General features: G+C 50.7%; 17 protein-coding genes and 1 other annotated feature. Of the genes, 5 read left to right on the top strand and 12 right to left on the bottom strand.

The window, feature by feature from the left end; genetic code table 11:
- Positions 1 to 42: 42 nt before the first annotated feature.
- The 5 genes from AC0YOB_RS29595 to AC0YOB_RS29575 form a co-directional block, all read right to left on the bottom strand.
- Entirely contained in the window at positions 43 to 1803 is a 1761-nt protein-coding gene (locus tag AC0YOB_RS29595; RefSeq protein WP_475795843.1) for a hypothetical protein, read from the bottom strand.
- Entirely contained in the window at positions 1796 to 3526 is a 1731-nt protein-coding gene (locus AC0YOB_RS29590; protein ID WP_475795863.1) for a DNA repair helicase XPB, read from the bottom strand. Before AC0YOB_RS29590 ends, AC0YOB_RS29595 begins: the two co-directional genes overlap by 8 nt.
- A 103-nt stretch (positions 3527 to 3629) precedes the next feature.
- Positions 3630 to 5450, bottom strand: coding sequence for an FtsX-like permease family protein (locus AC0YOB_RS29585; protein WP_475795842.1), 1821 nt, complete (start codon positions 5448 to 5450; stop codon positions 3630 to 3632).
- A 15-nt stretch (positions 5451 to 5465) separates the two neighbouring features.
- Positions 5466 to 6230: an ABC transporter ATP-binding protein gene (locus AC0YOB_RS29580; protein ID WP_475795862.1), complete on the bottom strand. Its 765-nt coding sequence runs from the start codon at positions 6228 to 6230 to the stop codon at positions 5466 to 5468.
- Positions 6231 to 6393: 163 nt separating this feature from the next.
- Complete coding sequence (locus AC0YOB_RS29575) at positions 6394 to 7593, bottom strand: M20 metallopeptidase family protein (protein ID WP_475795841.1); 1200 nt, start codon at positions 7591 to 7593, stop codon at positions 6394 to 6396.
- A gap of 232 nt (positions 7594 to 7825) precedes the next feature.
- Between AC0YOB_RS29575 and AC0YOB_RS29570 the strand changes: the two genes are divergently transcribed.
- Together AC0YOB_RS29570 and ftsW are read left to right on the top strand one after the other, a co-directional pair.
- Positions 7826 to 8170 carry a YugN family protein gene (locus tag AC0YOB_RS29570; RefSeq protein WP_475771438.1) on the top strand — a complete coding sequence of 115 codons (345 nt, stop codon included), beginning with the start codon at positions 7826 to 7828 and terminating at the stop codon, positions 8168 to 8170.
- Between the two features lie 16 nt (positions 8171 to 8186).
- Complete coding sequence (ftsW, locus tag AC0YOB_RS29565; RefSeq protein ID WP_475795840.1) at positions 8187 to 9356, top strand: putative lipid II flippase FtsW; 1170 nt, start codon at positions 8187 to 8189, stop codon at positions 9354 to 9356.
- A gap of 158 nt (positions 9357 to 9514) precedes the next feature.
- Here ftsW and AC0YOB_RS29560 read toward each other — a convergent pair whose 3' ends face one another.
- Complete coding sequence (locus AC0YOB_RS29560) at positions 9515 to 9898, bottom strand: Asp23/Gls24 family envelope stress response protein (RefSeq protein WP_475771440.1); 384 nt, start codon at positions 9896 to 9898, stop codon at positions 9515 to 9517.
- A 176-nt stretch (positions 9899 to 10074) separates the two neighbouring features.
- On the opposite strand from AC0YOB_RS29560, the gene cax reads away from it, so the two are divergent.
- A complete protein-coding gene (gene cax / locus AC0YOB_RS29555; protein ID WP_475795839.1) occupies positions 10075 to 11136 on the top strand; it encodes a calcium/proton exchanger in 1062 nt (353 codons plus the stop codon).
- Between the two features lie 146 nt (positions 11137 to 11282).
- Here cax and AC0YOB_RS29550 read toward each other — a convergent pair whose 3' ends face one another.
- From AC0YOB_RS29550 to AC0YOB_RS29530, 5 genes are all read right to left on the bottom strand, one after another.
- On the bottom strand, positions 11283 to 11570 hold the full coding sequence (locus tag AC0YOB_RS29550; RefSeq protein WP_188992183.1) for an Fpa/YlaN family protein: 288 nt from the start codon (positions 11568 to 11570) through the stop codon (positions 11283 to 11285).
- 137 nt (positions 11571 to 11707) lie between these two features.
- Positions 11708 to 12004 carry an HPr family phosphocarrier protein gene (locus tag AC0YOB_RS29545; RefSeq protein ID WP_210040025.1) on the bottom strand — a complete coding sequence of 99 codons (297 nt, stop codon included), beginning with the start codon at positions 12002 to 12004 and terminating at the stop codon, positions 11708 to 11710.
- 34 nt (positions 12005 to 12038) lie between these two features.
- Positions 12039 to 13154 carry an aminopeptidase gene (locus AC0YOB_RS29540; RefSeq protein ID WP_475795838.1) on the bottom strand — a complete coding sequence of 372 codons (1116 nt, stop codon included), beginning with the start codon at positions 13152 to 13154 and terminating at the stop codon, positions 12039 to 12041.
- A gap of 68 nt (positions 13155 to 13222) precedes the next feature.
- The gene (locus tag AC0YOB_RS29535; RefSeq protein ID WP_475795837.1) at positions 13223 to 13957 is read right to left on the bottom strand and encodes a hypothetical protein; all 735 of its coding nucleotides are present in this window, start codon (positions 13955 to 13957) and stop codon (positions 13223 to 13225) included.
- Positions 13958 to 14108: 151 nt separating this feature from the next.
- A complete protein-coding gene (locus AC0YOB_RS29530; protein WP_475795861.1) occupies positions 14109 to 16031 on the bottom strand; it encodes a sensor domain-containing diguanylate cyclase in 1923 nt (640 codons plus the stop codon).
- Between the two features lie 369 nt (positions 16032 to 16400).
- On the opposite strand from AC0YOB_RS29530, the gene rpsD reads away from it, so the two are divergent.
- On the top strand, positions 16401 to 17000 hold the full coding sequence (rpsD, locus tag AC0YOB_RS29525; RefSeq protein WP_475795836.1) for a 30S ribosomal protein S4: 600 nt from the start codon (positions 16401 to 16403) through the stop codon (positions 16998 to 17000).
- 142 nt (positions 17001 to 17142) lie between these two features.
- Here rpsD and tyrS read toward each other — a convergent pair whose 3' ends face one another.
- Positions 17143 to 18399 (bottom strand): tyrosine--tRNA ligase, encoded by a 1257-nt coding sequence (gene tyrS, locus AC0YOB_RS29520; protein ID WP_475795835.1) that lies wholly within the window; start codon positions 18397 to 18399, stop codon positions 17143 to 17145.
- Between the two features lie 49 nt (positions 18400 to 18448).
- Positions 18449 to 18727: a binding site (T-box leader), on the bottom strand.
- A 255-nt stretch (positions 18728 to 18982) separates the two neighbouring features.
- On the opposite strand from tyrS, the gene AC0YOB_RS29515 reads away from it, so the two are divergent.
- Complete coding sequence (locus AC0YOB_RS29515) at positions 18983 to 22126, top strand: transglycosylase domain-containing protein (protein WP_475795834.1); 3144 nt, start codon at positions 18983 to 18985, stop codon at positions 22124 to 22126.
- Positions 22127 to 22290: the final 164 nt, after the last annotated feature.

Genomic DNA, 22290 nt, shown 5'->3' with positions numbered 1-22290 from the left:
GAAGAAACGGGGGCTTTTGCCGCCTGATCCAAGCCCTGGCCCTCAATCGCTTTCCAGCGGGATGACCAGCATCATTTCCCCCCACATATCCGGTTTCAGACGAAGCGGAGACCGCATATCCGCACCATCCCCATGAATATGGCCGATAACGGCCCACTGCCCGTCGTAATCCTGGATTTCATGGGGCACAAACAGCTGCAGGCCTTCCTCGCGCTGCAGCTTGACTGCCGTTCTCCAGCTGAGCGCTTTCTCCAGAAGTTCCCTGCGGGTTGAGACATGATAAGATCTTAGCTGCTTCACCCACATGGAGGACACCTCCTCAAGCCCGCCAAACAAGGACCTGATTGAAGGCACTTCAGTAAGCAGCTCATAGGCATGAAGCGCACAGGGATCCTGAAAATAAAGCTTGATTTCTGGCGGATGAACTCCATCAAGCGGCTGGCGGGCTCTTGTCTCCATATGCCCCGTGACGTTATCCTGCTGCATCCACCCTTCTATGGCAAAGCGGAGAGGCTCCGGCAGCGGCTGATCCGCCGCCCGCTCCAGCATGGCAATGACATCCCCGCAGGTAAACCTTCGTTCCATCGCTTTGACGGCCGCTTTTTCGTTTACCCGATAGATCGTAATCACATCGACGACTTTGCGTTCCCATACCATCTCCAGTTCCCATCTGACTGCCGCAGGCACATAGGCGGATACGTAAATATCCCCGTCAGGAGAGACCGCAATCGGCTCTGCAAACTCCTTGGCACACTGAGTCGGCACTAAGTCAGGCGAAATAAGCCATCTGAAGAATCCGTCGCCGCTCGCTGTTGTCATCAGCTCCATATAACCGCAGGCTTTCATCAGACCGACCCATCGCAGCGCAGGCGTCAGCGCTTCCTTGTCCCCCGCGAAGGCGTGTTGTTCCAGCTGCTTCTCCACATCGGAGATCTTATACCATTGTCCGCTTCCCAGAGCGGCTGTGACTGCAGCTGCGCCCGCAATGGAGCTGTCAAGAACCGCATATTGCTCGATGATGAGCTGCAGCAGCCCGGACTCCCTCTGCTCTCCTGTAAGCTCAAACCACTCCTGCAAACGGCCGGAATGCAGTCTGAACGCATCTGCATTCTCGCTTAGCCACCCTTTACGGGATGCAATCTCAAGGGCAAATGCCAGCGGGAGCGGGTATTCGGCAAACGGAACTGTTTTTAATCCAATCAGGGACAGTTCGCTTGGTTGTACGATCATTTGGCTGCTGCATTTATCAATTGTCCTTTTGGTCAGCATTCCTTTGACCGTCTTGTGCATACCCGACCGCACCAGCTCAGCCAGTACATGAAGCAGCTGAAGTCCCAGCTCCGGGATATAAACATCATTCTCTTCGAAAATAATATCCGCATCCCCGACAGCGCCTGCTGCCGGGGAAATGAAGGATGCAAACAGCGTATGGTGCCAGGGCAGAAAGGTATCGCGCGGCAGAAAATACAGCTTCTCGCCCCAACCTTTGCGTACCGCAAAAATAATGCCTGATTCGGCCAGCATGAGAAGCCCGATCCGATAATCCGCTCCGGCAATTCCCGGTTCGCTGAAGCCCAGCATCTGCTCCTCCTTGAAGGGCAATGCGCCAAATCTCCCAACGATGATCTTGAGCGCCGCCGCAGCTGGCCGCGGCATAGACGACCAGGCGGCAGCCAGGCTCGGCTTGTCGCGCAGCGCTTCCGGCCAGGGCATCGCAACTCCCGGCAAAGCCCATAAGGGAGCCGAGGCGTACTGCTGCAGCTCTGCTTCATTCAGACGACTGGCAACCTGGCGGCTATTCATTGATTTTCCGCCTCTCATCCCACTGAACGTAGCTCTCACGCTTCCACTTGTTCTTATCCAGCCGCCAGTCGCTCACTTCATAATGATAGCCCTGTTCGAGCAGAAACAACTGGCGCTTATGCGCGAAATCCACTTCCTTGGTATCCTGGGAAACCAGCGTGTAGAACCAGGCATTGTTGTCGCCGGGCTTGGGCCGGAGAATACGGCCGATCCGCTGGGCCTCTTCCTGGCGGGACCCGTAGCTTCCGGATACTTGAATCGCCACCGCCGCATCTGGCAGATCGACTGCAAAATTCGCCACTTTGGAGACGACCAGCACCGGAATGGCGCCCTCTTTGAACAAATCGTAAAGCTTCTCGCGCTCGGCATGGGGGAGCTCGCCTGTAAGCACAGGCGCCTGGAGGGCCTCTCCCATGGCATGGAGCTGCTGCAAATATTGGCCGATGACAAGCGCCGGCTTGCCTTCGTGCTTCGTCAGCAAGGTCCGGACCGCATCGATTTTCCTTCCATTCTCTCCGGCAATGCGAAATTTGGATTTGGCCTCTGCCGCCTCATATTCCTGTTTTTCCGGCGTGGAGAGCGGAATGCGGATCTCGGCGCAGTGGACCGTGGCAATCCACTGACGGGACTCCAAGGTCTTCCAGGGCATGTCGAATCGCTTCGGACCGATAAGAGAAAACACATCCTTCTCCCGACCATCCTCACGAACAAGCGTAGCCGTAAGCCCCAGACGCCGTGTAGCCTGCAGCTCGGCAGTCATCCGGAAGACCGGAGCAGGCAGCAAATGGACTTCATCATAAATGATGAGTCCCCAGTTCCTCTCCTGAAACAGCTTCATATGCGTGAATTCATCGTCTTTCTGACGGCGGGTGGTTAGAATTTGGTACGTCGCGATCGTAACCGGTCGCACCTGCTTCGAAGAGGCTGCATACTCTCCGATATCGCTGTCATCCAGGGTTGTTTTATCAAGCAGCTCCGTTTTCCACTGCCTGACCGAGGTGACATTGGAGGTAAGGATTAAAGTATCACAGCCCAGGCTGGCCAATGCGGCAATGCCGATAACTGTTTTCCCTGCCCCGCACGGCAGAACGAGCACCCCGCTCCCGCCATCCTCTCTTCCTTCCCGGTAGAACAGATCCACAGCCAGCTTCTGGTAATCGCGCAGCTGGAAGCCGCGTCCTCCCAGCGTCTGTTGACGCAGCTGGACGGGCAGGGACTCCCCGTGCCGGTAGCCTGCGAGATCTATGACCGGGTAACCCAGGCGGACCAGCTCCTGTTTCAGGCTCCCGCGGTTTTCCGGACTGGCATGACGCTGGCCCGTCTTCTCTCCGGCAGTCAGCAATGTGGAGATTGTGGCATCCTCCGTCAGAGAGCCAAGCAGCGTCTCGTCCCCGCACAATACGAGATCGCCCTCCTCGGACCGGTCAAGGGTCAGCTTGCCGTAGCGTTCCGTCAGCATGCGGATGCCGCTCGTTACTTTGACGGGCAGCTCGTACCGACTGTGGGCGCCGAGAGCTTCGAGAATCTGATCGGCCCCCATCCCGGATGCTGCTGCATTCCACAGCGACAACGGCGTGATCCAATAGGTATGAATGTCTCCCGGACGCTTGGTCAAATCGGCAAAACAGGACAGCTGCTCGCGCGCCTCCTCCGCGTCCGGATGCAGATCATGAAGGAGCACGGTGAAATCGCCCTGTACAATCAAAGGCCGGTCCTTGCGCATAAACAAGCTCATCATCTCCTAAAAACATTGCTTGCGAGCCGCTTGGCACTGCCGGCAGCACGCAAACCATCATGTTCTTATAGTTTGAGATATTTTGATGTTTTTATACTTGTTTTCCAGGAAGAACTGCCCGTTTGTACAAATAGACCGTGAGAAAATAATAAATCGTATAGATGACCACAAAGATTACAAGCGGAATCCAGATCCGGTAATACGGATTCACCAGAATGAACGAGAACAAGTTCATGCCGACAAGCACATGGGACAATCCTACGACTCCGGGAATCAAAAACACCAGAAACAGCTCTTTATATATGGAAGCGGACAGCCTGCTCCGCCGCACACCGATCTTGTGAAGCATCCGGTAGCGATTGACATCACGGCTCGCGCCGCTGAGAATTTTGAACATCAGACAGCTGGCCATCATCGCCAGGAAGGCGATTCCCAGGAAGAAGCCCATGAATACTGTCCCGCTGGCAAAGCCGAGCTTGCTTTGATAGTATTCATTTTTACTCTGCGGATAATAACCGATATTTTCGTATTTCTTCGCTTCCATCTGGTCAAGCTGCTTCCATGTCTGTTGATTCGCGGTGAAACCCTCTGTCTTGCCGATCATGGCCATATGGCTCGCTGCGTCAATCTTATTGAATGCCCCGGCATCCACCAGCTGCATCTGCACGACTTCTACGGCAGGAGGCTGAAGCTCATACAGGAAATTGATCCATTCTTGAGACAAAGAGCCGTCATCCATTGAACCAGGCGCTATCTTGTCGGCCAGCCTCGTATATTGGTCCCACTCCTTCTGCGTGTTTCCGGTATGTGTCAGCGGACGGCCCTTCTCCATATCTTCAAGCAGAAAATATACCGTCTGGTCGTGCACCTTGTAATGATAGACATGCTCTTCGGTGAACGTTGTGCCGCTTAGAAGCTTTTGCTCTTCCGCTGTCGGGTTATGGATGGTGACATCATAGATTTTATAATTCTCGGCAGAGATAAAAGCATTGTTCTGGAATGCCATTCCGCCGGAAATCGCTCCTGCCGAGAGAGCAATGAGCATCGCAACTGTCGCCAGCATTTTGGTCAATCCATTGATTCGAAAGCTTAACTGCCCGAATGTAAAGGCATGAATTCCTTTATTCGCCTGATTTTTATCAGACTTCAAGCGGTTAATGAAGAGCGGCACCAGCGAGATAAAGATCAAATACGTCCCAAGCGTGGTCATGACGGTGGCCACCAGCAGCCCGATTTCCCTAAGCTGCTCCATAAATACGAGACATACATAACCGATCCCAAGCGCCAAGATACCTAACACGCTTATGAACCATTTCATCCGGCTCATGACCGGAATACGCTCCGGCTGCTTGTCCGCATGTATCAGCTGCAGAAGCCGCATGCGGGATAGCTTGGCATAATTCCACAAGCCGGACAGCAGAAACAACGCGATGAAGAAAATAATTGTAATGGCGATAGAGGATCCGAATAACGGATGATAGCCTGCGAGATCCACATCAAGCTGCGACGCCATCAGCTGGCCGACCACGGCCGCAAGGCCGATTCCAAGAGCGATGCCAAGCAATAAAGAAATACCGCCCATGACCATATTTTCAATAAACAGCAGCATGTTGATTTTTTTCTTCCTGGCTCCGAGCGTCATGTACATGCCGAATTCCCTTTGACGCAGCGAGAAGAGAAACGAGCTGGCATAAATAATATAAAAAAAGGTCACAACCGACAGCAGAAAGGAGCCCATCAAATAAACCAGCTCTATATGATTGATTACCGAATTGCTTTTAATAAATTCCTTATTCCAGGCCAACGTCTGGAACATATAGAAAATGGCTATCGCCATGATTAGACCCGCCAATAAGACAACATAATTCTTGAACTTGCTTGTCATGCCGGTTAAAGCGAGTTTGACTAACACTCGGGCACCTCCTTTTTATTCATCCTGCACCGTGCCCCATTCCGCCAGAACATCAAGAATTTGTCTGTAAAAGATTTCCCGCGTCGTTGTACGGCGTATTTCCTTGTACATCCGGCCATCCTGTATAAACAGAATCCGGCTGCAATAACTGGCGCTGAAAGCATCATGGGTCACCATCATAATGGAGATTCCCTGGTTCTCGTTCAGACTCTTCATGACCTCAAGCAGGCTCATCGCATTTTTGGAATCGAGGGATCCTGTGGGCTCATCGCCAAGAAGGAGCGCCGGCTCATGCACAACCGCTCTTGCGGCAGCAGTCCGCTGCTTCTGCCCGCCTGAAATCTCCGTAGGGTATTTGTCGGCAATTCCCGCGATGTCTAAGGTGCCGAGCACTTTATTCACTCTGATCCCGATTTCTTTGGAAGGCATGTTCTGCAGCGAGAGCGGAAGCGCCACATTCTCATAAACGCTCAGGTTCTCCAGCAAATTAAAATCCTGAAAAATAAAACCCAGCTCCCGGGAGCGAAAATCCGCAAGCTGATCCTCTTTCATCCCCGCAATATCGGTTCCGTTAATCTTGATGCTCCCCTGTGAAGTGGAATCCAGCGTCGAAATCACATTAAGCAGCGTTGTTTTCCCTGATCCGGAGGGACCCATAACCGCCACAAATTCTCCTTTCTGAATCAAAAACGAAATATTATCCAACGCCAGAAATGGATGTTCATTTTTTTTCCCATATACCTTCTTAACGTCTCTGACGTCCACTACCGGTAATACCATCATTGGCGCCTCCTTTTTTCATAAGCGGATTACTTGGCTAGTCTGTTTATTATAGAAAATGATCCGTAAGGAGGTATTACGAAAAAATTAAGAATTATTAAGAGGTAAACGCAAAAAGACCCGGCGCACAACATCGCCGGATCACCTGGCTTGCTATAAGTGATTAATCTTGTTTTGAACCGTTAGCTGATGCATAATCCTCGGCCATCGCGATCATCAGTTTCGCCGAGACCAGCATCGACCGCTCGTCCAGGTCGAATTTGGGATGGTGATGAGGATAGAAAGCGCCGCACTCCTCATTGCCGGCCCCGACAAACATGAAGCAGCCGGGAATTTCCTTCAAATAATAAGAGAAATCCTCCCCTGCCATAATCAACGTCGATTCCTTTACTGCCTCCTCGCCCAGCCGGCGGCGGGCAACCTCGAAGAAACGCTCAGCTTCTGCAGGATCGTTTACTACCGTCGGATATCCGAAACGGTAATCAAGCTCGGCTGTTGCGCCATGCATTTCTGCCGTTTGCTTGACAATCTGCTCAAGCCGCGCTTTAATCCGGCTTCTCGTTTCCTCATTGAAAGTGCGGACCGTCCCGGTCAGCCTGCAGCGCTCGGCAACCACATTTCCGGTTGAGCCTGCATGAAAGGAGCCTATCGAGACCACGGCCGGCTCCAGAGGGTTTATATTGCGGCTTACTATCGTCTGGAGCGCCTGTACCATCGCCGAACCGACCAGCACTGCATCCACCGTCTCATGAGGCATCCCGCCGTGACCTCCGCGGCCTGTAATATCAATATAGATTTCATCGGGAGACGCCATCAGCGGCCCGCTGCGGGTCGCCACAACACCATAAGGCAACGGTGTCCACAAATGCACGCCGTATATGACATCCACATCCGCGAGCACGCCGCTGCGGATCATGCCGAGTGCGCCTCCTGGCGTCAGTTCCTCGGCCGGTTGGAACAGCAGCCGCCGCTCCCCCTGCAGCTGCACGCGATTGGCACTGTAATACCGCGCTATTCCAAGCATCGTCGCTGTATGCGCATCATGTCCGCATGCATGCATGACTCCGGGAACCGTCGATGCATATTCGCATGATTTCTCATCCTGAATCGGCAGGGCATCAATGTCGGCGCGCAGAGCGATGACCGGCCCCGGTTGTTCTCCTTTGATCGTCGCGACCACGCCGTAACCGCCCTCGGTTCTTGCCACTTCACAACCGAATGCAGCCAGCTGGCCCGCGATCCATTCCGATGTTTCTTTTTCATGAAAGGACAACTCCGGATGCCGGTGCAGATATCTCCTCCACTGTACCATATCCGGATATCCGGTTTGCAGCATTGCGTCGATTTCTTCATTTATTCCCATGCGCACAAACCTCCCTCGCTCACACCAGACTTATTCTCTACTGCTTATTGTACCAGAAGGATGGAAGGTGCTGAAAGTTGTTTCGCCGCTTTCGGCGATCATTTTTCGTAAAGCTGTCACTTTTGGCCTGCAGACAGCGCCAGAGTCAGGCTTGCACTAGTAAGTGAAAAATACTATCATGGATAAGAAGTGAGTACAGATACGTCCCTTACGTTTGAAGGAGGATCCATCCATGATTATTGAGAATACTGGCCTAAACGGCATGACAAGCGACCTTGCGCATCTCGACGAATCTGCGGACAAGCTCGGCTTCGTCCGTTGGCAGTGGGAATATTATCGCGCAACCTATGATTTGAAACTGGAAGACAGCGCCAACCGCGAAGACTACTTCTTGCGTTTTAATGTCCGCGCAATTGAGGGCAAGCTGGAGTCGCCGCACACCGTTCTGAAAGTGGAAGCCGTATACATAGGCAGGGCTACCTTTCCGCACGGGCTTGATTATGAATCAGCCATTCCGCAGCCGATCTTGAATGCGGCTACACAACGGCTGCAAGAATTAAAGAAACTACTCGCCTAACAGGCTTGTTCCTCGGATGAAACAAAAGACGAACGGCCTGCGCGGCAGGCCGGATTTTTTACTTCTCGTCCTGACTCTTGTGCTTGTCGGTTTTGGTCTTGTGATGGTTTTTAGCGCCAGCTCCAACACCGCTGTCATATCCGAGAACTACAACTATGACGCGCTCTATTTCACCAAACGGCAGCTGATCTGGGCGGTGCTCGGGACCGGGATCATGTTTATCATCATGAACATTCCCTACACCGTTTTCAAGAAGGCCTACATTCTTTATTTTGTACCCGTTATCATAATGCTTATGATTGTTCCATTCGTCAGTGAAGAAATCAACGGGGCGCGCAGCTGGTTCAATATCGGACCGCTCGGCATACAGCCGACGGAATTTGCCAAGCTCGGACTTATTCTTTACCTGGGCTCACTGATCACCAAGAAAGGCGAGAAGTTCCGGGATTTCAAAAAAGGGCTTGTCCCTGTATTTATTGTCATCGGCTTTATTTGCGGATTGATTATGCTGCAACCGGATTTGGGCTCTTGTATTGTTATAGCGGCATGCTCGATTATCATCATTGTAGCGGGCGGCGCCAACCTGAAGCAGCTCTTCCTGGCCGGCGTGGTCATTTCGCTGATTGTCGTTGCAGGGGCAAGCATCTCCATGATGAAGGATCCTACAGGCTGGAACTACCGGATCGACCGCTTTACGGCTTTTACAAATCCTGAGGCCGATGAGCTTGGGAGTACCTATCAATTATCGCGATCTCTCCAAGCCTTGGGACACGGCGGTTTCTCGGGCGCCGGCTTTGGCCACAGCGTGCAGAAGCTGAAGTATCTGCCTTATGCTTACAGCGATTTTATCTTCTCGGTCATAGCCGAGGAATTCGGCTTTCTCGGAAGTGCGCTGTTTCTGCTGTTTTATCTGGTCTTCCTCTGGCGCGGGCTCATCATTGCCCTGCGGTGTCCTGACAGCTATGGAACCGTTGTAGGTGTAGGCATAGTGGGCCTGCTCGCCGTACAGACCATCATTAATATCGGCGGTGTCACCGGTGCCATGCCGCTTACCGGAGTTACTCTGCCGTTCATCAGTCATGGCGGCTCCTCCCTGCTTGTTTCTCTGGCCTGCATCGGTGTGCTGCTCAGCATATCCCGCGAGCATGACAAGCCGGAGAAGAACAGCAACCGGTTCGCCAGTTAAGCTGGTGAACCATTCTGCACCGGATTGGTTAAGAATTCTTCAAAGCCGACAAGCGATGAGCCTTGTCGGCTTTTTCCTTTGCAGCCCCGGAAAGCTCCGATCCTTCCCTCCCGCCGGCACAAAAAAAACCGCCCGGACATGGGACGGTTTCTCATGAATTATTTAATTCGGGTCATAGTTTCTTCCGCTTCGTTGTCTTCCTTGAAGGCAACGCCCTCCACCTTTAAGTTAACTTCCACGACATTCAGGCCGGTCATGTTCTCTACAGCCTCGCGAACATTATCCTGCAGCCTGCGGCATACTTCTTGAATCGGAATGCCATACTGCACTATAACACGCAAATCGATAGCTGCTTCGAGCTGTCCAACTTCGACGGTTACACCCTTTTGAACATTTTTACCGCTCAGCCGTTTGGCAAGACCCTCTGATATTCCGCCCGACATAGCGGCAATCCCTGGAGTTTCAAGCGCAGCCAGCCCCGCGATGGTGGCGACTACATCATCTGCAATTCGAATAATGCCGGTAAGAACTTCATCGGACATGCCACACACTCCTCTTTTCCAATATGCTTCCATTGTAAATGAAGCGAACTGGCGAAGCAAGATTATAATGCGTCATGTTGATTAAGTTTAGATGTCAGTTTACATGTCCAGTATTTTCCGCTATAGTGTTATCAGATTTCCACTTACCCCATCCAAAGACGAGGTGTTCAGGAACGTTGAATCAGAAATTGTTTTTCACAGCATTGATTGGTTTGTTTGTACTTAGCGGCGTCGCTCATTACGCCCATTTCGGAACAATTGCCGAATTTATCATTTCCGCAATTGCCATCTTGTTCGTGGCTGGATTTCTCGGAAAAGCGACCGAAAGCGTGGCCCACTATGCCGGACAGCGATTGGGCGGATTTCTGAACGCTACCTTCGGAAACGCAGCAGAACTTATTATCGCAATCTTCCTGGTCAAGGAAGGATTATTCGATATGGTGAAAGCCAGCATCACCGGCTCCATCATCGGCAATTTGCTGCTCGTGCTGGGTGCAAGTGTCTTTCTCGGCGGATTGAAATTCAAGGAACAGCGATTCAATGTACAATTGGCCAGCCACAATTCATCGTTGATGATACTGGCTGTTATCGCACTTGCCATCCCGGCTATCTTTATTTCAAGCGAGCATTTCTCCATCGATCATAGCCGGACGCTCAGTCTTTCCATCGCCGGACTTCTGATTGTGGCCTATATCCTTTGGCTGGTGTTCTCGATGATCACCCATAAGGACGTACTCGCCGACGTGGAGGAAGCAACGCCGGATCATGGGGAAGAACCCGCCTGGTCCAAGCGGACCTCTATTCTGTTCCTGGTGATCGCTACGGTGATGACCGCATTCGTCAGCGAGTGGCTGGTCCACACGCTGGACAGCCTTACCCATAAATTCGGCTTGTCGGAGCTGTTTGTCGGCGCCTTCGTCATCGCCATTGTCGGCAATGCCGCGGAACACAGCGCAGCCGTCATGCTGGCGATGAAGAACAAGATCGGCGCTGCTGTGGAAATTGCCGTGGGCAGCAGCCTGCAGATTGCCTTGTTCGTTGCTCCCGTGCTTATTTTCATCAGCCTATTATTCGGCAATACGATGGATATCGTATTTACCCCCATTGAATTGGCTGCTATCGCCGTAGCCGTCTTTATTGCCAAATCAATAGCCCAGGACGGGCGGACGAACTGGTATGAAGGAGCTCTGTTGATCATCGTATATGTCATACTCGGGTTTGCCTTTTATCTTGTTTAGCACCAATTCCCTTTGCCGCACACGAAGAAGACGCTCCGCAAGCTAGCGGAGCGTCTTCTTCGTTATTCGTTTAAAACAAATGGGCTTGATGGCGGAAAACCGCCGGCAGCTGGATTGAAAACAAAAAAAAACCGCGTTGCCCGCGGCTAAACCTTGTTATTCATAGCTTCATACAGCTGTGCCAAATTGCGCTCAAGCTTGCTGATAATCTCTTTGCCAATCACTTCGGCAACAAGCCCTGCCCGAATAGCAAAATCGATTTCCCTGGAAAAGCCATATATTTGCGTGTCCAATACCTCTTCGTAGAGGGGACATTTTCTCGTGGCCAAGTTTTCCATTTGCACTTCGATCAGCTTCTCAATTTTATAAGCATCTTCCTGAAGGAGATTGATCGCTTTTTGATGTAGATGAATGAGAACATCGGATGAAGACATCGTACTCCCCCTTGTGCGTCTAGCTATCGCCCTTGTTTATCTTTATATTAGACGAAAACGGGACAATGTACAAGGTCAAAACGACAAAAGCGCTCCGCCAATTATTCGGCGAAGCGCTTTCTTTTTGATTTGGTTGGCTATTCGGATAGAATCTTGATGTCCAGGCTGTGTTTTGCAAACACTTCTGCCATGGCTGCTTTGGCATCGTCCGCATCCGGACCGTGAACATGAAGTTCATAGGAATGTCCGCCAACCAACGTAGTGAATAGACCGAGAATGCTTTTAACGTCAATATATTTATTTTCGGCTTGAAGTACGATTGACGAACGGAATTTATTCGCCGTCTGTGAGATGTCAACGATTGCTGCATTGTTGGACATGTGAATCCCTCCATTTTTAGTTACATTTGCTATAATTGCTGTAGCTGCATTCATCATAACCCGATTTCGTATCTCAGACAAGGGGCTTTTATTTCAAATTTTCGGGATTCAGCCGTTCCAATTCAGGCACGACAAACCTTCCATCCTTGCGAATAAGACGGTCATCGAAGTATACTTCTCCCCCACCGTACTCCGGACGTTGAATGAGCACCAGATCCCAATGAACCGCGGAACGGTTGCCATTGTCGGTCTCCTCGTAAGCCTGGCCAGGTGTGAAATGAAGGCTTCCGGCAATTTTCTCATCAAACAACGTATCTTTCATCGGATGTAAAATGTAGGGATTAAAACCCAGACTGAACTCTCCGATGTATCTTGCTCCCTCGTCGGTATCCAGAATTTCATTCAGCTTCGCCGTGTCGCTGCTCGTTGCTTTCACAATCTTTCCTTTATCGAAAGTGAAGGAAATGTTCTCGAAAGTCACTCCGGAATAAACGGATGGCGTGTTATATGTAATCGTTCCTTGAACCGAATCGCGCACGGGTGCCGAGAAGACCTCACCATCCGGAATATTGTTCAGACCTGCGCATTTTTCCGCTCCGATTCCCTGAATGGAGAACGATAAATCCGTTCCCGGCGCCACCAGTCGGACATGGCTGGTCTCTTTCATCAGCTTCTCCAGCGGATCCATCGCCTTGTCCATTTTGGCATAATCCAAATTGCATACGTCAAAATAAAAATTCTCAAACGCTTCCGTGGGCATATTGGCAAGCTGTGCCATCGAAGCATTCGGATAACGCAATACCACCCATTTGGTATGTTTTACACGTCGTTCAAGATGTATCGGATGGCGGTACAATTGATCGTACAGGAGCATATTGGCGCTTGGAACATCGGCCAGTTCATTTACATTTTCTCCGGCACGAACCGCGATATAACCATCCATTGCTTCCATGCGCTTCAGATCGAGTGAAGCCCACAGCTCCATCTGCTCTTTGGTCGCATTTTTGAGCAGCGCACGCAGAACAGAACGGTCGCTCGTTTCGACAAAAGGACGTCCGCCCCGTTTGGCTACCTCTTCAATTAAACATATCGCGAGCTCGCGCTCCGAACCTATCATGTCGATTAGAATGTTCTCTCCTGGCTGAACATCGACGGAATAGCCGGCCAGATTGGCAGCCAGCGCTTGCAGACGCGGATCACGCATATAAGTTACCTCCTGTTTCTTTTTCTATAATCCTACCACTTTTTTAGTGACTCTGCACGAGCAGTGATTCATTTTTGTTTGGCATCGGACAATACCTGAAAGGTAATATCTGAAATTCTGGATTCCTGGCGCTGCTCGCCCTGCGTCTTATAGCGCAAAATTGTGTGTTCCTGAAGCCGCAAAGGCAGCAAGCGTTTCTTATCCACAATCAGTTTATAGGTGGAACTGACCTGCAGCGTAGACAGCATGTCCTCGAGCAGCCGGCCCGATCGGGTTATTTCGGCCTGCCATTCTTTTTGGAAACTGGCTTCGGCCTCCTCCTTCGTGCTTTGCTGCCGGATCTTGCTTCCCGCCGCAACCGGCATACTGTTCTGCAGATCCTTGAATTCGCCGCGCAGCTTGGAAGTCCACTTTTCCGCAGCCGCCTTCTCCTCCGTCTTCACCAGCAGTACAGCAGTCGTGTTTCCCGATTCTGCCGGTACGAGTTCTGCAGCGCTTGCAGTATCCTCAATCTGTTTCAGCAGCTCCAGGGGATGGATGACGTCCTCCGATGCGCTGATATCGCTTGATTTGACTTCCAGCCGTTCATGATCCTTCACTGTGCCTTGAAACGACAACGGTTTTATTACCATCCCGTCCCCTGTTGCAATATTCGTGGTGCCCTTGAACGTATAGTGATCGACACCGGACAAACCCGATACCGTCAGAGCAAGCAGCTCCTTGGGCGATCTGTCCACTACCGATGAAGCGCAGCCTGCTGTCACTGTCAAGCAGAGAACCATTATGGCAAAATATTGTTTCATCCTTTTCTCTCCTCATGCAACAAAGTCTTCTTCTTCAAGAATATCCTCTGTTGATAACGCCCACTTTATGCGGCCTGCCGGCGAATAACTCAAAAAAGGGGCAGCTTCGGGCTCTTGCAGCCCTTGCTCACCCCTTCGTTTCATCCTATGCTCAAGCTCCGACAAACACCCGGTTGCGCCCATTGTTTTTGGCTTCATAAAGCGCCATATCCGCCCGGTAAAAAAGAGATTCCACACTGACCAGATCATCCTCAAAGACCCATTCCGAAAGCCCGCATGACACGGTTACGGAGGGGTCCGTGAGCAACTCCACCCGGCTGCGGATTCTCTCGGCAATTCGGTAAGCCTGCTCGGAACGGATTTGAGGCAGGTAGACCGCCAGTTCTTCACCGCCCCATCTCGCTGCGATATCGCTTTCCCTGATGCAGGATTGGATCACTTCGCTGACACTGATCAGAATCCGGTCACCAATCTGATGCCCATAAGTGTCATTCACTTTTTTGAAATGATCGATATCGACCAGAACAAGGGAACCGAACTTGTCTTTGCGCTGCCTGGCCTGGATCTGTTCGTTCAAATAATGCCTTGCCCGCAAGCCTGTCAAATTATCGGTTATGACCATCCGCCGCACCTCCGCATGCAGCGAGGCGTTGGTGACAGCCAAGCCGATATGGGTGGACAGCACCTGCAGCAGTTTATAGTTATCATATGAAAAGTAATTCGGACTTTTATGAGTGACCATGATGACCCCGACTACTTCCGTATTGGCCATGATTGGAGCGGCAATCAGCGAGCGCGAGCCCGTCCCGTCCATCAGCTTGGATGACACAACCGGCGTACTTTGGTAGTCGGAAATAATAAGAGGCTCCTTGGTCCCATATACGATGCCGCAAAAACCATGTAATGTGGAGTAGATTTCGTTTGCAGCCGAAGGCAAATTGCTCGCCATCATTTTGAAGACGTTGGTTTCGTTATTCAACTGCAGCACATTGCAGTAGTCCGCTTTGAAAATATGCAGAAGCTCGCTCATTGCAAACTGAAAGATTTCTTTCAGATGCAGGGACTGATTGAGCCGCTTCGTCAGCTCATTGATAAGCTGAAGCTCCCCAATCAGCAGATTGGATTGCTCGAACAGCTTGGCATTCTCAAAAGCCGAGCCAGCCGTATCGCAAAGCATGACAAGCGCTCCAATATCGGAATCTTCCAAATATTTTTTCTTCATCGTCACACTTAAAACACCGTAGACAGCCTGCTTGCCGCTCATCGGTATCGCCAGCTTGAATAGAGCATCATCCTCATATTCCATGACAGGCTTGCCCTCCAGAAAAGCCTGCGCATAGAGATCGGCTGCGGAATGCCTCAGCAAGAGCGGCTTTACGCGAGGGTCGCCATTAACATGATCCTGCGATAAGTACAGATCGACCTCGGCATGCGGGTACAGGTTCTCCACATCCACAAGAAGGACATTCAGCACCGAGGTGACTTCATTCTGATCATGCAGCCGCTTGGCCGTCTGAAACAGCGTATCCCTTCGAAAAGCTTCTTTCTCGCTTGATTGCTGCCTGATCAATAAATTCTGCACAAACACCCTCTCCAGATGAGAGTAGAAAAGCACCCGGAAATGAAGTGCCGCCGTCTCGAGCAGCGCAGCAAAATTTTGGGCGGGGGAAAGATTGCTTGCAAGCAAAACAGCAAGGCAGTCCTCGTTCTTCTTATTAAAAAGCGGCACAACCAGAATTCCGCCGCTGATCAGACTCTTTCTTTTTATAGAAGCCTCTTCGGCCAATTGCCTAAGATCATGGGAGATGGATTGATCTGGATTCGCTTGATCCGATGCTGCGATTATTTGTCCATGTGGATCAGTCAGTAAAAGGAAACCGTCCAGAAGCGGAGAACCCGCAGATTCGTTTAACCAGTCCTGAAAGCTGCTCCGGAGCAGGCCCGCCAGAAGCGTTTGGTCCTCTTCATAAATATCCTCGTTCGCAAACCAGAGGGACGGCAGCGGCAATGCTTGTTCATTCCCGGACAAGCGTTCATTTAGAATCGGGTTGTCTGCACGAACAAAGTTCTTCATCAAACAGCATCGCCTCTTCTCTATGTAGCAAGGATCACAACAGGATGGATATGATCTATCATACTTCAATCTCTGAAAATATGCACTACTTTAGTCATAAGGATATAGGACTTTAGATTCATATTCTGCCATGGTATGTAAGATTTGATTATTTCCTTGATTTTACTTGACTTTATCCCCTACATTTATATAATATTTATAGTTGAATATATGGGAACGGTTTTGTGTCACCCTCATTGAGGCTGTCTCTGGCAGGACTGCGGCTGAACATGCCTGTCAGGACTTGATCGATTGTCGTTTAAGCGCAGACAGTACTCGGCGAAACACCCATTTTCAAACATCCCATTTGAAGAAGGAGTTTTACGACACATGTCAAGATATACGGGCCCTAAGTTTAAATTAAGCCGCCGCCTCGGCATTTCCTTAAGCGGTACTGGTAAAGAATTGAAACGCGCATTCCCGCCGGGACAACATGGTCCAGGTCAACGCAAAAAAATGAGCGGTTATGGCATTCAATTGCAAGAAAAACAAAAACTGCGCCATATGTATGGCATGAATGAAAAGCAGTTCCGCAACCTGTTTGATAAAGCTTCCAAAATGAAAGGTATTTCCGGGGAAAACTTTATGGCCCTTCTTGAGAGCCGTCTGGACAACCTCGTTTACCGTCTTGGATTTGCTAATTCCCGTTCCGGTTCCCGCCAGTTGGTATCACATGGCCACATCACGGTAAACGGCAAGAAAGTGGATATCGCATCTTTCACTGTTTCCGTCGGAGATGTAATCGGACTTCGTGAACGCAGCCGCGGTATCAAATCCGTTAAAGAAGCTCTGGAAGGCCGCAACTTCCTTCCTAACTATCTGGAGTTCAATGATACTTCCGTAGAAGGCAAGTATCTTCGCCTTCCAGAACGCGCTGAGCTTCCACAAGAAATCGATGAGAAACAAATCGTCGAGTTCTACAGCCGTTAATTCAACCAACATGAGAGCGGTCCTTCCCGGGCCGTTCTTTTCTTTTGTTTATAAGCCTGTTTTCTTCCCCCTTTGGAAATTTATACTTGCTTATGACTTTGAAAAAAAGCCTGCCCGGCGTTTACACCAGGTCAGGCTTCTTCTATTGGATCGTAATTCTGGCGAACCTGCGTTTGCCCACTTGAATAACATCACCTTCGGATACCAACACTTCAGCGCCCGGATCATCGATCTTCAGCTCGTTTATCCGGACTGCACCCTGCTGAACGCTGCGCTTGGCTTCACTGCCCGATGGCTGAAGGCCGAGCGTCGTCAGCAGCTTCACAATTCGGATGCGCCCTTCCTCAAGCTCAGCTGCCGGCAGAACGGCTGTTTCAATATCCTCCGGAAGAGCCCGCTGCTGAAATACCGTAATAAAATGCTGCTGAGCTGCCTCTGCGGCTTCTTCACCGTGATACATGCGCACGAATGTGCGGGCTAGCTGCATCTTCACATCCCGCGGATGCCTGGACCCGTTCTCCAGACCAATGCGCAGCTCTGCAAGCTCCTCATTGCTCATATCTGTAGCAAGCTCATAGAACTTTACCATCCGCTCGTCCGGTATGGACATCGATTTACCGTAAATTTCATTGGGCTCCTCATCGATTCCAATATAATTCCCGAGGCTCTTGCTCATTTTTTGTACGCCGTCCAGACCTTCCAGAAGCGGCATCATAATAGTAGCCTGCGTCGCTTTGCCATACTCCTTCTGCAATGTGCGACCCATCAGAACATTGAATTTCTGATCGGTTCCACCTAGCTCGACATCACTCTCAAGCGCAACGGAATCATAGCCCTGCATCAAAGGATAGAAAAATTCATGAATGCTGATCGGCTGGCCTGACTGGTAGCGTTTGGTAAAGTCGTCGCGTTCCAGCATGCGGGCTACCGTTAATTTCGCCGAGAGTGTGACCACCTCCGCAAAATTCATGGGACCCAGCCATTCTGAATTGTAATAGACCGTGGTGCGCTCAGGATCCAGCAGCTTGAATATCTGCTTCTTGTAGGTCTCCGCGTTTCGCTTGACATCATCCTCGCTGAGCTGCTTGCGCGTCTCCGACTTGCCTGTAGGATCTCCGATCCGCCCCGTAAAATCGCCGATAATCAGCTGCACTTCATGCCCCAGCTGCTGGAATTGACGCAGCTTGTGAAGCACGACGGTGTGTCCGATATGAATATCAGGCGCGGAAGGATCAAGGCCGAGCTTCACCTTTAGCGATTTTCCCGATGCTACCGCATGAATTACTTTTGCTTTTAATTCATCCTCGGGTACAATTTCAACTACTCCCCGCCGGATCACGTCCATTTGACGCTCCACTTCCTGCTTCTGCCCGTCTGTCAATTCATCCCATTTTACCATGCCGATTCACTCCTACAAAAAATTTTGAACACAAAAAAACCCTTTCGTCGCAAGGGACGAGAAGGATTTGCTCGCGGTACCACCCTCATTAGAGCTGCATGATCCGAAGTATTTAATCAGGATGCATGCTCAAACAGCTCTCACTTCATTTCATAACGGATATCATCCGGAAGCAGACTACTGAATGTCCCCTCTATACAGGAACGAAAGTTCGTCCGATCAGCTCAAGGTGGTAATTCACGCTGCGGCGCGTACCGGTTCACACCTGCCACCGGCTCTCTGGTTATCGTCAATTCGCAGCCCTACTGCAACCTGTCAATGCTGTTCTGATATGATCTTTTTTTTAAAGCAGGGAAAGAAACCAACCTTGGCGCCAAAAATGGCGAAAGCCGTTTGTTCTTGATTCCCGTTATATCATACACATTGACTATAGTCAACGGACGGCTTGTTCCTTACTCCTGTATACAAGGGGTCTTTCAACCTAAACTTGCTTGAGAGCTGACAAAATACAGCTTTGTAAATACACGCTGCTGGGGATTTATGCTATAATATTTCTGTTAATCGGAGGAGGAGTTATGTACATATGGATCAAGACCAAGGGCAGAACAAGAATGGACACAGCAAATGGCGGACATTCGGAATTGTGACCCTCATTACCGTCAAATGGTTGTTCATATTCGGCTTGTTAATCGGCTTGTTCGCAGGAGGCATCGCCTCCGGCTATGTCGCATCGTTCGTCAAAGACGAACCGATCCGTTCACGCGCCGAAATAGAAGAGAAAATCGACGAGAATGCTACTACAGGCTTCGTATACTTCAATGACGGCACACCTGTCGGTCAGCTTCGTACCGAAGAAGACCGTCGAATTGTAACCCGGGCGGAAATACCCGATCAGGTGATTAACGCCGTATTGGCAACAGAGGATAATAATTTTTACAATCATATCGGTATCGATGTCAACGGCCTGGGACGCGCCGTCAAGCAGAAGCTGCTTAATGAAGACACGCAAACAGGCGGCAGTACGCTGACTCAGCAATTGGCCCGTCAAGTTTTTCTTACACTGGATAAGACGGACAGCCGAAAAGCGAAGGAAATCTTTCTATCCCTGCGGCTCGAGCGCTTTCTGACCAAGGACGAAATTTTAACCGCCTATTTGAACAAGGTTCAATTCGGCACAGGCAACAGCGGCTATAATCTTTATGGAATCCAGGCTGCGGCCAAGGGTATTTTTAATATTGTCGATTTGAAACAGCTGAATATCGCACAGTCGGCCTACCTGGCTGGATTGCCGCAGCGCCCCTCCGCCTATGCGGCTTTCACAAGCAAAGGAAAATTCGACGAAGGCGGCTTCAAGCTTGCCGTGGAACGGCAGCATAATGTGCTCAAATATATGCTGGAAACGGGACGCATCACCTCGGATGAATATAATGAAGCATTGGCTTTCGACTTGCGTGCATCGCTTGCCAAGCCTACAGAAAAAGCTTACTCCACGTTCCCTTATTTGATGCTTGAAGCGGAGCGCCAGGCCGCAGAGGTTCTGCTGATGCAGAAGGACCCTAGCCTGACACAGACCGATGTCCGCAAGAAGGAAAATGCCCCGGCGCTGGAAGAGTCCCGAAGCCAGCTGCTCCGCGGAGGTTACCGCATTTATACAACGATTGACAAGCGTGTATACAATTTGATGCACCAAATCAGCAATAATCCCGATAATTTCACGCCGGACAGCAAAGAAAAAGGCATGGAGCAAATCGCCGCCGTCATGATCAATCACAAAACAGGGGCAATCACGGGCATGATCGAGGGCCGCGATTTCTATACGGAACAGATGAATCATGCCACACAGATGACCCGCCAGCCCGGTTCCACCATGAAACCGATCTCCGCCTATTTGCCTGCTATTGAAAAAGGGCTGGTCCAGCCCGGCAGCATTATTGACGATGCTCCTATGGTGCTGAAGGATGGGCAGAAAGGCTTTCATATCCCGATGGACTCCAACAAGCGGTTTGCCGGTCTGGTCACAGCCAGGGAAGCCCTGAACCGCTCCATGAATCTGCCGGCACTCAAAGTTTTCAATGAGATGGTGACGATTCCGGAGGCGTGGAAATTCACGCGCAAGCTGGGCATAACCTCCATTAAGCCTGAAGATGATTATGCACAGACAGGAGTAATCGGGGGACTAAGCGTCGGCGTATCCGTAGAGGAATTGACGAATGCTTACGGCAGCATTCCGAATAACGGAGTGTTCAATGACGCTTACATGATCAGTAAAATTACCGATGACAAGGGCAATATTATTTATGAGCATAAAAATCAGCCCACTCGCGTGTTCTCGGAACAAACTGCGTTTTTGATGACCGATATGCTGCGGACTGTTATATCCGATTCCAGCGGTACGGGACATTCCATTGCTTCCAACTTTACCGGCTACGGCAAAATTCCAGTTGCCGGAAAAACGGGCTCAACCCAGGATTACGGAGATGTCTGGTTTATGGGCTTCACGCCTGATGTCACGCTTGGCGTCTGGGCAGGGTATGAGGAGCAGGTCCATACCCTGTCCAAGGATGGGCGGGCACGGGCCAGATCCATCTGGACCCTGATCATGAATTCGGTCACCAAGGACAGGCCTGACCTGTTCCCGACGGAGGCATTCAAGAAGCCATCCGGCATTGTTAAAGCGACCGTATCCAGCGTAAGCGGAAAGCTGCCTACCGATCTGACCAGACAGGCTGGAAAATTAGTCACCGACTATTTCAACGAAAAATATTTGCCAAAAGAATCGGATGATGCCCTTGTTAATATGGCCTACATCACATTCAATGGCGTTAACTATGTACCGCAGCCATCGACGCCTTCGGACATGGTCAGCGAACAGCTTGTCATCAAACGCCAGAAGCCGCTTGATGAGCTCATGTCTGAGATTTCAGCGGCACAGGCAAAGCTGCCGGCAAGCAGCAGACGTTCCATGAGTTCTTATCTGCCGGCGGATGCGGGAAAAGATGCCCCATCCAAGGTGGACCCACGGGTTGAGGACGGCCACGCGCCAACTCCGCCTGCCAATGTCCGGCTGCAGCCTATTCCGGGGAAAAGCTCCAATCAAATATCGTTCAGCAAATCGCCGGAAGCAGATGTCGTCGGCTATCGTCTGTACCGTTCTCTCAATGAAGAGCCTTATAAAATTGCAGGCGCGCCTGTGTTGGCCGGCGCAGACACCGAATTTACCAATTCGATTACACCAAGCCTGTCCTACCGTTATTACATCACTGCTGTTGACGTAGGAGGCCATGAATCGGGACCAAGTGCAATTGTGGGTTCCAATAATTCGATGGTGCCGCCGATTCAACCACCGTTACTACCAGGCTCTGGGGATGAGGGTGCAGGCACGCCTGTCAATCAATCTGAAGGAACATCACAGGGCGATGCCGTCCAGATCGACAAAGGGAACACGGGCCAGAATCCAGTGGCGCCTCCATCCGCCCCTGCCGGCATTAAAGGGGAAGTTACCGATATCGGCATCAAGCTGACATGGGACACGAATACAGCTGCCGAGAACGTAACTTCGTACAATGTCTATTACAGCACCGACCAGAGCGGAAAGTTCACCAAGCTCGGTTCAACGGCTGAAGCCAGGTTTGAATATCTGTCCACAATCACAAGCGGTTATTTCCGGGTTACTGCGGTCAATGAATCAGGCGAATCCGCATCTTCGTACACCGTTCAACTAAAATAACAATGGAACCAGGCTTTGCCATCCTCTGGCGGTGAAGCCTGGTTTCTTCACAACGCTGCCTTGGTGAACGCTCAGCAAAAAGCCCGCCCTCTGCCTAAACGGCAGATGGGCGGGCTTTTTGTGTACAAGCAATGAATACTATAGGGATAATGGCTTGTTGCTTA

It is taken from the genome of Paenibacillus sp. JT31N17 (assembly GCF_056269255.1).
The sequence above is the reverse complement of the archived record's forward strand: the minus strand, read 5'-3'. Positions and strand labels throughout refer to the sequence as shown.

Coding starts and splice junctions, on each gene's coding strand:
- AC0YOB_RS29595 (WP_475795843.1), bottom strand. CDS start 1,803: ATGAATAGCCGCCAGGTTGCCAGTCGTCTGAATGAAGCAGAGCTGCAG.
- AC0YOB_RS29590 (WP_475795863.1), bottom strand. CDS start 3,526: ATGCGCAAGGACCGGCCTTTGATTGTACAGGGCGATTTCACCGTGCTC.
- AC0YOB_RS29580 (WP_475795862.1), bottom strand. CDS start 6,230: ATGGTATTACCGGTAGTGGACGTCAGAGACGTTAAGAAGGTATATGGG.
- AC0YOB_RS29575 (WP_475795841.1), bottom strand. CDS start 7,593: ATGGGAATAAATGAAGAAATCGACGCAATGCTGCAAACCGGATATCCG.
- AC0YOB_RS29570 (WP_475771438.1), top strand. CDS start 7,826: ATGATTATTGAGAATACTGGCCTAAACGGCATGACAAGCGACCTTGCG.
- ftsW (WP_475795840.1), top strand. CDS start 8,187: ATGAAACAAAAGACGAACGGCCTGCGCGGCAGGCCGGATTTTTTACTT.
- AC0YOB_RS29560 (WP_475771440.1), bottom strand. CDS start 9,898: ATGTCCGATGAAGTTCTTACCGGCATTATTCGAATTGCAGATGATGTA.
- AC0YOB_RS29550 (WP_188992183.1), bottom strand. CDS start 11,570: ATGTCTTCATCCGATGTTCTCATTCATCTACATCAAAAAGCGATCAAT.
- AC0YOB_RS29545 (WP_210040025.1), bottom strand. CDS start 12,004: ATGAATGCAGCTACAGCAATTATAGCAAATGTAACTAAAAATGGAGGG.
- AC0YOB_RS29540 (WP_475795838.1), bottom strand. CDS start 13,154: ATGCGTGATCCGCGTCTGCAAGCGCTGGCTGCCAATCTGGCCGGCTAT.
- AC0YOB_RS29535 (WP_475795837.1), bottom strand. CDS start 13,957: ATGAAACAATATTTTGCCATAATGGTTCTCTGCTTGACAGTGACAGCA.
- AC0YOB_RS29530 (WP_475795861.1), bottom strand. CDS start 16,031: ATGAAGAACTTTGTTCGTGCAGACAACCCGATTCTAAATGAACGCTTG.
- rpsD (WP_475795836.1), top strand. CDS start 16,401: ATGTCAAGATATACGGGCCCTAAGTTTAAATTAAGCCGCCGCCTCGGC.
- tyrS (WP_475795835.1), bottom strand. CDS start 18,399: ATGGTAAAATGGGATGAATTGACAGACGGGCAGAAGCAGGAAGTGGAG.
- AC0YOB_RS29515 (WP_475795834.1), top strand. CDS start 18,983: ATGGATCAAGACCAAGGGCAGAACAAGAATGGACACAGCAAATGGCGG.